Genomic DNA, 12,845 nt, shown 5'->3' on the forward strand with positions numbered 1-12,845 from the left:
AGAATTATTTTCGGGTCATTGGTACAGGAAAGGGCTATGCAATGAGTAGTGGAATACAGGCTTTGGACATCACTCCCTGTACCTTGGGTGAGAGATGCGAGACCTTACGCAAGGAAGTACGATCCTTCTTGCGGGAAGAGTTGGGCGAACGCACAGCGCTCCAGCGCGCTGAAAGCTGGATGGGAGTCGACGAGGACTTCAGCCGCAAGCTGGGTGAGCGAGGTTGGATCGGCATGGTTTGGCCGCGCAGCGTCGGCGGGGGTGAATTTTCCGCGCTGGAACGTTACGTAGTGTTGGAGGAGATGCTTGCTGCAGGTGCGCCGGTACAGGCGCATTGGGTGGCTGATCGCCAGAGCGGTCCGCTGTTGCTGCGCTTTGCGCCTGATACCTTGGCACGCAGAGTGCTGTCTGAAATTGCCCGAGGGGATACTTATTTTTGCATCGGCATGAGCGAACCCGATTCTGGTTCAGACCTGGCTTCGATTCGTACTAAAGCAGTGCGAGGTGACGGTGGATGGATCATTCGAGGAAGCAAGATTTGGACGACAGGTGCGCAACGAGCGCGATACATGATCGCTTTCGTGCGTACCGATGTGTCGGCCACCGCTGTGTCGGCCACCGCTGTGTCGACCGCCGCTGTGCCGGACGGTCGAGACCGTCATGCCGGCTTCTCGCAATTTCTTATTGATATGTCCTCGCCAGGCATCACGGTGCAACCTATACGCAACATGCTCGGCGAGCATGAGTTCAATGAAGTCTTTCTGGAAGATGTCTGGGTGCCAGAGGAAAACCTGATCGGCCAACAGGGGGATGGATGGAAGCAGGTGACGGCAGAACTGGCCATTGAACGTAGTGGTCCTGAGCGGTATATGAGCAGCACCGAGTTGATGCTGGAAATGCTGCAGGCTGCCGATGTAGAAGATGATCGTCATGCTGTTGCGTTGGGCAGGCTAGTGGCCGACTATGGCGCTTTGCGCCAGATGTCCATTGGTATTGCGGGCATGCTGGCACGTGGAGACAATCCGGCTGTTGCTGCCTCGGTGGTCAAGGATCAGGGTGCCAGGCTGGAAAAGCTGATTCCTGAGCTGGCCCAGGATTTATTTGGCGACAAGCTGGCACTCAATTCTTCATTGCGTGAGGTGCTGTCGTACACCTTGCGCTCGTCACCGTCCTTTACTTTACGTGGCGGCACACCAGAAATTTTGCGCGGGATCATTGCCCGGGGAATGGGTTTGCGATGAACACAATATCAAGCATGTCGGGGGCGGGCATCAGTCTGGAGCCGTCCGAGTTCGAGCGCATGATTGGCGAAACCGTGCAGCGCCTATTCTCAGACCATATCGATGCCGCGCTGCTACGCAGCACTGAGAATGGTCAATGGCCAGCCGAACTGTGGCAACTACTTGAAGACACTGGCTTGCCCCTGTCACTGTGTTCGGCACAGGCGGGTGGCAGCGAGGCGCAGTGGTCGGACGTCTATGCGGTGTTGGCTGCCATCGGCCGCTGGAGCATGCCGCTGCCGCTGGCCGAAACCATGATCGCCACCTCTTTGCTCAGCCGCGCTGGCAAGTCGGTGCCACAGGGCCCAATCACGATCGCCGAAACTGGGCGGGTGGTGCTTGCAGCGGAGGCAGAACTGAAGGTGTCCGGTGTCTTGCATGGCGTTGCTTGGGCGAGGTCTTGTGCCTATGCGCTGGTTCCGATAGGGGATGCCAGTGGCGCGCATCAATTGGCGCTGATCAACTTGGGTGGTGCGGGCGTACTTGTCGTCCAGGGCACTAACATGGCCGGTGAGCCACGTGATGTGTTGCAACTGGACGCTGTAACGGTTGAGACCCTGTTTGATAATCCACTGCCAGCTCTTGAGCAACCTCTGTTTGTCCTTGGTGCCATGGCGCGCAGCGCGATGCTGGTGGGAGCGCTTGAACGTGCGTTGGAACTAACGGTGCAGTATACCAATGACCGTGTGCAGTTCGGCAAGCCGCTGAGCAAGAACCAGGTGATCCAGCATGGCTTGGCGGTAACGGCCAGCGAGATGGTTGCGGCCAAGGTGGCGACCCGAGTGGCCTTTGCCTCTCTGAACACGGCGCAGCAAGCACGCACCACTACTTTCGATGTTGCCGTAGCCAAGGTGCGTGTCGGCCAGGCAGCCAGTCGATTGGCTGATGTCGCACACCAGTTTCATGGCGCGATTGGCTTCACGCAAGAGCATTCCCTGCATCACACTACTTTGCGCCTGTGGTCGTGGCGACAAGAATTTGGCAGTGACGCAACATGGGCACGGGCATTGGGGCGTGCTGCAATTACTCAGGGCGCAGCCGCATTCTGGCCTTCCTTGACTGAGCGCAGCATGGCGCCCGCGCTTCAGGGCTGACTGCATAGATACTGAGATACCAAGAGGATTCGATGATTCAACCAGAAAAAGATTATTTGCGGTTTTTGCAGGAAGGCCACTTCATGATCCTGCACAGCAGGTCAACCGGTGGCTATGTGTTTTATCCGCGCGTCATTGAACCCAGGACAGGGGCCACCGATCTGGAGTGGGTGCCTGCCATCGGGACTGGAACTGTGTATTCTGTGACAGTCATCCGCAAACGCACGCTCGAAGAGAGTTATAACGTTGTGCTCATTGACCTCGATGAAGGACCGCGCATGATGAGCCGCGTCGACGGAATGCCATTCGAGCAAATCAAGATCGGGATGCGGGTGAAGGCCCGCATCGTGCAGGAGAACGACCAAGCTGTGGTTGTCTTCGTTTCAACTGAAAACAAGGCGCAGCCAGCTGGAGCATCCACATGAAAGACGCATTTCCCCGCGGTCAAACGGCCGTCGTTGGTGCAGCTACCTACGGAATCGGTGAGGCGCCTGGTTTCTCCTCCATGGACCTGGCCGTGCTGGCCGCTTCCAAGGCGTTGCAGCAGGCAAATCTGAAACCCAGTGACATCGATGGTGTTTTTGTGGCTACGCCGGACGACATGTTATCCGGCCTGACCCTGTCCGATTACCTCGGTATCCATCCCAAAGTGACAGACAACAATCGCACGGGTGGCTCCGCTTTTCTGACCCATATGATGTGGGCGGCGCTGGCCCTCACGACCGGACAGTGCAACGTGGCGCTGGTAGCCTACGGCAGCAACCAGCGCAGTGCTTCCGGCAAGCTGATGACGCCGTTTCAATCGTCGGTATACGAAAAACCTTACAAACCGCTACTCCCATCGTCGTCTTACGCGCTGGCCACAGCCAGGCACATGCACCAGTACGGCACGACCCGCGAGCAACTTGGCGCGGTGGCCCTGGCCGCCCGTGGATGGGCGCAGCTTAATCCCGAAGCCTTTGTTCGCACACCACTGGATATGTCCATGTACATGAGCTCGCGCATGGTATCCGAACCGTTGAGCGTGCTGGATTGTTGCCTCATCACTGACGGCGCAGCTGCCATCATCATGACCCGCTCGGATCGCGCCAGCGACTTGTCTGCCACACCGGCCTACTTGCTGGGCGCAGCGGCGGAGACCACCCATCGCGATATCGCGAGCATGCCTGATCTGACCGTGACAGGCGCCAAACTGTCGGGCGAACGCGCCTTTGCGCAAGCTGGCTACACACCCTCGGACATCAATGTGGTCGAGCTTTATGACGCCTTTACCATTAACACCATCCTGTTCCTCGAAGACCTGGGATTCTGCAAGAAAGGTGAGGGTGGCGCATTTGTTCAAGGTGGACGCATTGGGCCGGGTGGCAAACTTCCGGTTAATACCAACGGCGGGGGCCTTTCCTGTGTACATCCTGGCATGTACGGCCTGTTCACTGTGGTAGAGGCGTTTCAGCAATTAAGCGGCCAATGTGGCGCGCGCCAGGTGCCCAACGCCAAGCTGGCGCTTGCGCACGGCAATGGCGGCGTGCTGTCCAGTCAGGCCACCGTCATTCTTGGTACTGCGGAGACCGTATGAGTCAGAATTTAAGCACTACTGCGGGTGTTGACTCGTCTTTCAAGGACTTTGCGTTGCATCCTGAACTGGCACTCTCGATTGATGCGGGTGTGGCCACGTTGGAGATGTGCCGTCCACCGTATAACTTCTTTGACGAATCCCTGATAGTGGGGCTGGTCGATGCGCTGCGCTATCTGGACACATCGGATGAATGTCGGGTGGTAGTGCTGGCTTCGCGTGGCAAGACTTTCTGCGCGGGCGCCGATTTTTCCAATGACAGCATTAGCTCTCAAGGAATTGGCAAACGTTTGTACAGCCGTGCGCTGGAGATGTTTCGAACCAAAAAACCCATTGTGTGCGCCGTACAGGGCGCGGCGGTGGGAGGCGGTCTGGGCCTTGCTTTGGTGGGCGACTTCCGGGTGGTAAGTCCAGGTACGCGCATGGTGGCCAACTTTTTGCGACTAGGGATCCACCCCGGCTTTGGCTTGACGGCCACCTTACCACGTCTGGTCGGCCCTCAAAATGCCGCAATGTTATTTTATACAGGCCGCCGCATCGGGGGAGTCGAGGCGCTGGATATGGGCTTGGCCGATGTGCTGGTCGAAGATGGGCGGGTGCTCGAGGGTGCACAGGCACTGGCGCGGGAGATCGCCATCAGTGCTCCCATTGCACTGGTGTCGACCCGAGAAACGTTGCATCAGGGCCTTGCAGCGTTGGTCGAGGCTGCGATGGGCCGCGAGGCCGAGGAGCAGGACAAGCATTGGCTCACGCAGGATTTCAAGGAGGGCGTGGCTGCGATGGCGGCGCGTCGAGACCCCGTGTTCAAGGGGTATTAACAGCGCCAGCCCACCACTTTTAAATAAAGAAGCCGACTTTTCCAGCCTCGCTCTAGTCAACTGTGATTATCTTTGTGCGTTCTGACGCGATCACCGCGTTTGCACTGCGGCAAGAGCACTACTATGGGGACGCACTTTTAGTTGCATCGGTAGTTCATTTTGATCCAGAAGATCGATGAATTGCTGGGCTGCCTTCGACTGCTTACGATCCACGGGCCAGACCAGATATATGGGACGATTAAGGTCGGAAGAGGTGATAGGAATCGCCACAACATGCTTACCGTCGAAGTAGGGAATCGTTAGTTCGGGAACCACGCTCACGCCGAGATTGCTAGCTACCAGACCAGCAACTGTCGAGACCTGGTCGACCTCAAGACCGGTATCAATCAAATTGACGGTTCGTAGCGCACTTTCCAGGTATTGCGCAATGCTGCCGGTTCGGACGAGTCTGATGTAGGGATAGCCACTCAAGTCGGAAAGCGCTAAGTATTTTTTTTGCGCAAGGGCATGTGTCTTGTGACATACAACGAAAAATTTTTCTTTGAACAGCAAACGCGATTCCAGACCAGGCCGTCCGGGGCCGTCTGCCGTTACGGCAAAATCGGCTTGTCGCGTACGCACCAGTTCCAATGCGCGCTGAGTTGCTACATCAAAAAGATTGAGCTCGATTCCGGGAAATTCGTGTGAGTATTTAGCCATCATTTGAGGTAGCCAATGGGCTGCCAGCGATGGCAGAGCAGCAATGCTGACTCGCCCTCTTCGACCCGAAGCATGTTCTTTTAAATCATGGTCAATCTCATCGAGTTCGTGCATTACCCGCTGAGCGGTGGCGATAAACCGCAAGCCTTCTGCCGTGAAACCTACGTTCCTGCGGTTGCGGTCGACGAGTTGCAAACCGACGTCTCCCTCAAGCTTTTGCACCATCTGACTGAGCGCCGATTGGGTGACGTGGCACCGCTCCGCGGCTAAGGAAAAATTGCGTAACTCGGCGAGCGCAATCATTGCGCGCAAGACGCGAGAGGAGATATCAATCATTTTCTAATGACTCAAGTAAGTTAGTATCGCGTTCCTGCCTTGGCAGAGACTAACGAGGAAACCGTAAGTCTACACTTGCGTTCTACTGACAGAAGTCGAATTATTAATATTACTCCATACGTTGGGTTTGTCTTACTTCAGTTTTGCTATGGTATGAGTCTGAAAAACTGCAATAAAACACGCATTTTTGCAGACTCAACTTCTAGGAGATTTGAGTGTTTCCGATCAGGTAATCACTTGGCTCTATTGGGCGATGCCCGAAGGCTTCGCCAGGCAGGTGACGGGCCGCAACTAGACCAGAACTTCCTTGGTGTTGGCGACTTGTTTGTTCGTCGTCGACTCTTTCTCAAGGCGTTCGTCTTATACCAGAGCGACGATATCGGGGAGCGATACCGTGCATTCGTTCTGCAAAAGGATCGCGTATGCTGCACGTTCCCATTCGCCATCTGGAGGTGACAAGGGATCGATCGGCTCCAACCGGTGTTCGAGGACAAAGCGACTAACCAGCAACTTGCGCGGATCACCATTTTCTTGCGCACTCTCCCATGCCAGGATCGCCGCACTTGCCGCGTTGTATAGACCGCTAGAGGCCTGGCGGGCCAAATGTTCATTGGCCGGTGAAGATGCCACTCTGACGGCAAAGTCGAAGCTCTTGTTTAGCGCGCTGAGAAGACGCGATCTGAAGCTGTCTGGCAATTCCTTCACCTGCTGGACCCGCTCCAGGAGCAGCGCCTTCAGCGCTTTATGGGCACCCACCTGTCCTATCGCTCGTCTCACGACATCAATGGCATTGATGTTACTTGTACCTTCCCACACCAGGCTGATGTGCGCGTCGCGGACCAGCTTTGAGTTGACCCACTCTTCGACAATACCGTTTCCTGCACGCGATTCAAGCGAGGCGCGTGCAGCAATAATCGTGTCCCGGCATGCTCGGATTTTTAAAAGGGGTGTCAAAATCCGCACAATATCCTGGGCTTCTTTAGAGCCGGAGCGTGCGAGGTCGAACTGCGCTGCCGTGAACATGGATAAGGAGAGAGCCTGTTCCGCTGGCACCAGGATCTTTACGATCTGGCGCCGCATAAGAGGCAGATCGATCAAAGTCTTGCCAAAGGCGCTGCGGTTGCGGGCAACATGAATCGCTTCATTGAAGCAGCGACGCATCTGTCCGGCAGCCCGCACGCCATGTGACAAACGCGACATGTTGACCTCGTCCATCATCTGCTTGATTCCCTGATCGAGTTTACCGACCACGTAGGCCTCAGCACCTTCAAACATCACTTCGCAGGTCGCCAATGATCTGGTTCCCATCTTTTCCTTCATTCGGATAATGCGGTACTTATTGCGCGCACCGTTGGTCAGAAACCGGGGCACAGCAAACATGGCGACCCCTTTTATGCCTGCTGGTGCGCCTTCTGGCCGCGCCAGTACAAGGGCCAGTTCCGCGTCAGTGTGAGAGGCAAACCACTTCTCGCCGTAAAGACGCCAAACGCCATTCTCAAAACGTGCAACCGTTTCTAGTGCGCCAACATCCGACCCACCCGCTTTCTCGGTCATCCATTGCGTCGCTTTCCACAACTCAGAGAGCTTGGGCGCAAGCAGCTTGGGAAGCAAGTGCTGCTTGAGTTCTTCGCTCGCGAACGTCTTCAACACATGAATGGTCGCATCGGACATATTTAACGGACACATCATCCCTATCTCGGATTGCGCAAAAAGATAGCGGGCCGCGTACTTGACGACGGACGGCACTGTGCCTTCCCAACCAAAGAAATTGGATTGATGCGACATGGAATGAAGCTGAAAATCTTCAAAGCCTATCTTCTCCATTTGGCGATAGGCGGGATGATAGGTAATGCTGTCGCGATCACGGCCGTATCGATCCCGCTGCTCCAACACCGGCGGATTACGGTCCACAATTCTTGCCAGTCGGTCCAGATCGCCGCCAACCGCCTCGCCCAAGCGCGTAAACCAGGGCGCGAAGTGCTGAGATGCTTTCGGACCCGCATGGACGCGTACGGAGGCCTGGAGACTTTGATCGATTTCGTAGAAGTTCAGACCTTGACAATCGGGAGCAATATGACCGAAGTCATTTGGGTCGAATCCGGGTTCACTTTCACTGGGCGTAAACGGATCGATGCGATTGCTGGTTACATTACTGCCAGTTACATCATTGCTGGGTACATCGTTTGCCATGTCATGTCCTCCAATATGTTTGTACTATCGCGATGTGTCGTCGACGCAGTCGCATCCATCGTCAACAGATCTACGCGCAACGGATGGAATCTGGTCTAACTGCGTTCAACATCCGAAAATGTCTCTGTTTTTTCCTTCGGCGTGATACCAAATTCTTTGAACACCTCATCCGTGTGCTCTCCCAATTGCGGTGGAAGACGATAAACGGAACAAGGCGTCAGACTGAACGTGATCGGAGGCGCAATCATCCTGATCTTGCCTTCTGTTGGATGTTCCATGGTCTTGATCAGGTCTACCGATTTGAGGTGAGGATCATTAATCAGGCCCTCAATGCTATGCATGGGCGCCCATGGAATATCGTACTTTTCCAGCGCGGTCTGCCATTCATCGGTCGTCTTGGTTTTGACAACAGCTGCCAGATAACGATACACCTCGTCATAGCTGCGCGTGCGGGTCGCGTGATCGTTAAATATGGGTGAGCTTGCGTACTCTTCAGGCCTACCGAGTATCTGGAAAAACTTCCTCCAGTGTTCATCCGTATAAACGAGCAGTGATATGAACCCATCCTTGGTTTCATATGGTCTGCGGTCGGGCGCTAAAAGCCTGTTGTAGCCAGCCGGTCCGGTGGTAGGCTCAAAACAATGTCCGCCTATATGATCGGTCAATACAAATTGCGTCATGATCTCGAACATGGGCACTTCTATACTTTGTCCTAAGCCAGTGCGTTCTTTGTAAACCAGTGCCGCCAATATCGCGTGGGCCGCTGAAAGTCCGGCCACCTTGTCAGCCATCGTTATTGGGACATATTGTGGTTTGCTATCCTGCGTGCGGCTAATTAAGGATGGTATCGCCGATATTCCCTGGATCAGATCGTCATATGCCGGACGGTCCTTGTATGGACCTTGCTGTCCATAACCGACTAACGAAGCGTAAATAATAGCGGGATTGCGGGCCTTGACATCTTCGTACCCCATTCCCAAGCGTTTTAACGCGGATGGACGAATATTGCTGACAAAAACATCCGCGTCTTCACACAGCGCTAAAAGCGCAGAACGTCCCTCTTCGGTCTTCGCGTCAAGAACCACACTTCTTTTGTTACGATTGGTTTGGAGAAATAGCGCGCCCATCTTGGGGTTTCGCATCGCGCCAGCCAGGCGGAACAGATCACCATCTTCGCTCTCAATTTTGATGACGTCCGCACCGTAATCGGCGAGGATTTGGGTTGCGAATGGCCCCATTAATACCGAAGTCATATCAATAATACGTATTCCCGCGAGCGGTCCGCCTACGTTAGTCATGAAGATTGCCTTTCTGCCGAGAAATGAGGCGCGTGGTTACCGCAAGACTGTGACGATGCCTATTTTTTTTCAATGTGCGCTACTTCCACTATCTGGGCCCATCGCTTTGTATCTGCTTCCGCAAAGCTAGCAAGTTGCTCGGGGGTAGTCGTGAATGGCGTTGCGCCAATTGTCGCCAGAAAACCAACTGTCGGAGGATCAGTGAGAACGGTGTTCATGGATGCATTAAGTCTGGTGACAACCGAACGCGGAGTTTTTGCATTAACGAAGGCTCCAACCCAGGCGATTAATTCGAAGCCGGGCAGACCACTCTCGGCTAAGGTCGGGACGTCCGGCATTGTCGCGATTCGCTTCGAGCTAGTGACCGCCAATACACGTATTAAGCCCTTTTGCGCTAAACCTGTCGCGCTAACCGGGTCGGCGATGAAGCAGTCAATGCGCCCGCCGATCAAGTCGGTCAAGGCCTGAGGCGCGCCGGTATAAGGCACGTTCAGCATGTCGATTCCTTGTCTTGCTTTCAACAATTCGCCAGCCCCCCGACCCGTCTGATTGCCGCTACCAAATGTCAGAGGGGGCGTGCTCTTCCTTGCCAAAGCAATGAATTCAGCGATATTTTTGGCTGGGAAGTCAGCCCTTACCGTGAGCAGCATAGGAATGGTTACAAGTCCCGCGACCGCCGTAAAATCAGCCTTGGGGTCGAATGGCATTGATTTATAAAGACTTACATTGGCGGCTTGTGTAGAGTTTGTGGTTACAAAAATTGTATAACCGTCCGGTTTTGCGCGAAGAGTAAATAGCGCTGCAAGATTACCATCGGCGCCAGGCTTGTTTTCTACGACGACGGGAACTTTGAAATCTTTACCTAAATCTCCAGCCAATCGACGTGCAATGCTGTCCGTGGCACTTCCGGCTGGAAAAGGTACGACAATGGTAATCATTCTTGATGGGAAATCTTCTGCCGCCGTTGCAAGTGATAATGTCATCGTCAGAACGGCTAAAATAAATCCAGTAACGGCACTACGTCTCATTAATTCCTCACATTTTCACGAATGGTGGCGATCGGCCGATACTAGCGTGGAAATATTGGTGGAGTAAAATTAATTATTTGACTTCTGTTATTAGCAAAAGGTTGATATCTTGCTAGTTTCCCTGCGGAAAATGATTGCCTCGGATCAGGATTGGAGACTTCTTTCCTAACCCTTGCTGGCTGGAAGCGGCACATCCCTGTCGCCTGACAAATCGCTCGCGATAGCGCGGACGGGGACTGTTAAACATGTGCTTTGCAGGTCATCGATTAGTTATAGGAAGGAGTGGGTTAAACTGTGCAGTGATCGCGGCGAAAGTTTTTGCATCCTTACGAATGACTTCTGTCCCCCAACTAACACTAAAGAAAACCAGCATATGAGCGAATCCGTATTTCTCCATTCTCAAGACCAATTAAAACAACTTGCACAAGATGTTTTGCGCTATGCAAGGGAAAAAGGCGCTTCCAATGCTGCCGTCGATATCAGTGAAGGCAGCGGGCTTTCGGTTGGTGTACGCAAGGGCGGTATTGAGACTATCGAGCAGAATAAAGACAAAGGCATAGGCGTGACCGTGTATCTGGGTGAGGAACGGCACACGCGACGCGGCAACGCCAGCACGTCGGACTTTTCGGCGCAGTCGTTAAAAGATACTGTCGATGCGGCATACAATATTGCGCGTTTTACTGCAGAGGACGATTGCGCCGGTTTGCCCGATGCAGAGATGCTGGAAACGCAACCGCGTGACCTGAAATTGTGCACGCCTTGGTCGATAACGACCGAAGAAGCGGTGGAGTTGGCGAAGCGTTGCGAGGCAGCGGCGTTTGCCGTTGACAAGCGGATTACCAATAGCGAAGGCGCCGGCGTCTATGCACAACAATCGCATTTTGTCAGTGCCAACTCACGCGGTTTTATGGGCGGTTACCCATTCTCGCGGCATACTTTGTCGGTCTCACCGATCGCTGGAAAAGGTGGAAAAATGCAGCGTGATAGTTGGTATTCATCGGTGCGTGATCCTAAGAAGTTAGCCAAACCGGAAGCAATTGGACGTTACGCGGCAGAGCGTGCATTGGCGCGTTTGAACGCGCGTCAGCTTGATACACGTAAGTGTCCAGTGCTGTTTGAAGCGCCGCTGGCGTCGGGTTTGTTGGGTGCTTTCGTGCAAGCCGTATCCGGTGGTGCGTTGTATCGCAAGTCGACTTTCTTGCTTGATACCCTCGGCAAATCGGTCTTTGCATCACACATTCAGATCGTCGAAGATCCGCATATTATTGGTGCCGTCAGTTCTGCGCCATTTGATGATGAGGGTGTTAAAACGCACCGCCGCGACGTGGTGAAAGACGGCGTGGTACAAGGCTATTTTCTGTCGACGTATTCAGCGCGCAAGCTAGGCATGACGACTACGGGCAATGCGGGTGGATCACATAATTTGGCGCTTACTTCCTCACTGACGGTAGCGAGTGATAACTTCAAGGCAATGTTGAAGAAGTTGCATACTGGCTTATTGGTGACGGAGTTGATGGGGTCGGGAGTGAATTATGTCACTGGTGATTACTCCCGCGGCGCATCAGGTTATTGGGTTGAGAACGGCGTGATTCAGTATCCGGTTGAGGAAATCACGATTGCCGGAAATATGAAGGATATGTTGGCGCAGATTGTGGCGATTGGTGCCGACACATTGACGCGGGGAAGTAGTTTGACCGGCTCGATTTTGATTGAGAGCATGACTGTGGCGGGAAATTAAAACGAGCGCTAGTGTCGGTTGTCGTAGTTTAATCAGGGTGGAACAATATAGATGTCTATTGGCATGCATTTATATTGCCTTCACTGGAAGGCGGGCGTGATCGAGATAATTATTTACACCATCTTATTTATGCCCTCATTCCTGATTTCTCATTGCCCATAAGTATTAGTCACCAAGATCGCATCGTTCGCCTACAAATCCGAAGGGACTCTCAATATCCCACGTCTTAATGACAGCCGCCACCGTGGCTGCCCAAATTAACGACTCGCTCATCCTCCATATTCGCCAACCCTTGCAAAATTCCACAATCCTTAGCTGCCTGCACGCTATGACATTGTTTGCGCAACTGTTTTAACTGCAATTGCAGCGCCTTAAGCTCCGCAATACGGTTAGCAACGTGGTCGATGTGATGATCTAAAAGGCTGTTAATTTTCTCGCAATTTTCTTCCGGCAAATCCCTGAACTGCAACAAACTGCGCACTTCCTCAAGTGTCATATCCAATGATCGGCAATGGCGGATAAATTGCAGACGCTCTACGTGGCTAGGTCCATACAAACGGTAGTTGCCAAGCGACCGAGCCGCTAGCGGCAGTAATCCTTCTTTTTCATAATACCGAATAGTTTCAATGGGACACCCCGCGTGCGTAGATAGCTCACCGATTTTGAGTGTGGTGGTAGTCATATTTTCCTTACCTCTCTTAGGTTACGTTCGGCAACGATAATTTGCTTAAATAACATTTTTTGCGATTTTCAAAGCTAACGCTTGACTCTATAGTAGCTTCAGGGTTTTA

11 protein-coding genes are annotated in these 12,845 nt (G+C 53.6%); 6 read left to right on the forward strand and 5 right to left on the reverse strand.

Features of this window, described 5'->3' with window-relative positions; genetic code table 11:
- Positions 1–41: 41 nt before the first annotated feature.
- From RGU75_RS12755 to RGU75_RS12775, 5 genes are read left to right on the forward strand one after another with little or no spacing between them, the layout of a single operon-like run.
- Complete coding sequence (locus RGU75_RS12755; protein ID WP_322236461.1) at positions 42–1,241, forward strand: acyl-CoA dehydrogenase family protein; 1,200 nt, start codon at positions 42–44, stop codon at positions 1,239–1,241.
- Positions 1,238–2,374 carry an acyl-CoA dehydrogenase family protein gene (locus RGU75_RS12760; RefSeq protein WP_322236463.1) on the forward strand — a complete coding sequence of 379 codons (1,137 nt, stop codon included), beginning with the start codon at positions 1,238–1,240 and terminating at the stop codon, positions 2,372–2,374. Before RGU75_RS12755 ends, RGU75_RS12760 begins: the two co-directional genes overlap by 4 nt.
- A gap of 32 nt (positions 2,375–2,406) precedes the next feature.
- On the forward strand, positions 2,407–2,799 hold the full coding sequence (locus RGU75_RS12765) for a Zn-ribbon domain-containing OB-fold protein (protein ID WP_322236465.1): 393 nt from the start codon (positions 2,407–2,409) through the stop codon (positions 2,797–2,799).
- On the forward strand, positions 2,796–3,950 hold the full coding sequence (locus tag RGU75_RS12770) for a thiolase (RefSeq protein ID WP_322236467.1): 1,155 nt from the start codon (positions 2,796–2,798) through the stop codon (positions 3,948–3,950). Before RGU75_RS12765 ends, RGU75_RS12770 begins: the two co-directional genes overlap by 4 nt.
- Entirely contained in the window at positions 3,842–4,765 is a 924-nt protein-coding gene (locus RGU75_RS12775; RefSeq protein ID WP_322236469.1) for an enoyl-CoA hydratase/isomerase family protein, read from the forward strand. Before RGU75_RS12770 ends, RGU75_RS12775 begins: the two co-directional genes overlap by 109 nt.
- Before the next feature lie 90 nt (positions 4,766–4,855).
- On the opposite strand, the gene RGU75_RS12780 is transcribed toward RGU75_RS12775, so the two are convergent.
- From RGU75_RS12780 to RGU75_RS12795, 4 genes are all read right to left on the reverse strand, one after another.
- Positions 4,856–5,800, reverse strand: a complete 945-nt coding sequence (locus tag RGU75_RS12780; protein ID WP_322236471.1) for a LysR family transcriptional regulator — start codon at positions 5,798–5,800, stop codon at positions 4,856–4,858.
- Positions 5,801–6,160: 360 nt separating this feature from the next.
- The gene (locus RGU75_RS12785) at positions 6,161–7,990 is read right to left on the reverse strand and encodes an acyl-CoA dehydrogenase family protein (RefSeq protein ID WP_322236474.1); all 1,830 of its coding nucleotides are present in this window, start codon (positions 7,988–7,990) and stop codon (positions 6,161–6,163) included.
- Between the two features lie 95 nt (positions 7,991–8,085).
- Complete coding sequence (locus tag RGU75_RS12790; protein ID WP_322236476.1) at positions 8,086–9,288, reverse strand: CoA transferase; 1,203 nt, start codon at positions 9,286–9,288, stop codon at positions 8,086–8,088.
- A 59-nt stretch (positions 9,289–9,347) separates the two neighbouring features.
- Complete coding sequence (locus tag RGU75_RS12795; RefSeq protein WP_322236478.1) at positions 9,348–10,316, reverse strand: tripartite tricarboxylate transporter substrate binding protein; 969 nt, start codon at positions 10,314–10,316, stop codon at positions 9,348–9,350.
- A 373-nt stretch (positions 10,317–10,689) separates the two neighbouring features.
- Here RGU75_RS12795 and pmbA point away from each other — a divergent pair, with 373 nt between their 5' ends.
- Complete coding sequence (gene pmbA / locus RGU75_RS12800; protein WP_322236480.1) at positions 10,690–12,054, forward strand: metalloprotease PmbA; 1,365 nt, start codon at positions 10,690–10,692, stop codon at positions 12,052–12,054.
- 226 nt (positions 12,055–12,280) lie between these two features.
- On the opposite strand, the gene cadR is transcribed toward pmbA, so the two are convergent.
- Positions 12,281–12,736, reverse strand: coding sequence for a Cd(II)/Pb(II)-responsive transcriptional regulator (gene cadR, locus RGU75_RS12805; protein ID WP_322236482.1), 456 nt, complete (start codon positions 12,734–12,736; stop codon positions 12,281–12,283).
- Positions 12,737–12,845: the final 109 nt, after the last annotated feature.

It is taken from the genome of Glaciimonas sp. CA11.2 (assembly GCF_034314045.1).
Lineage (GTDB): Bacteria > Pseudomonadota > Gammaproteobacteria > Burkholderiales > Burkholderiaceae_D > Glaciimonas.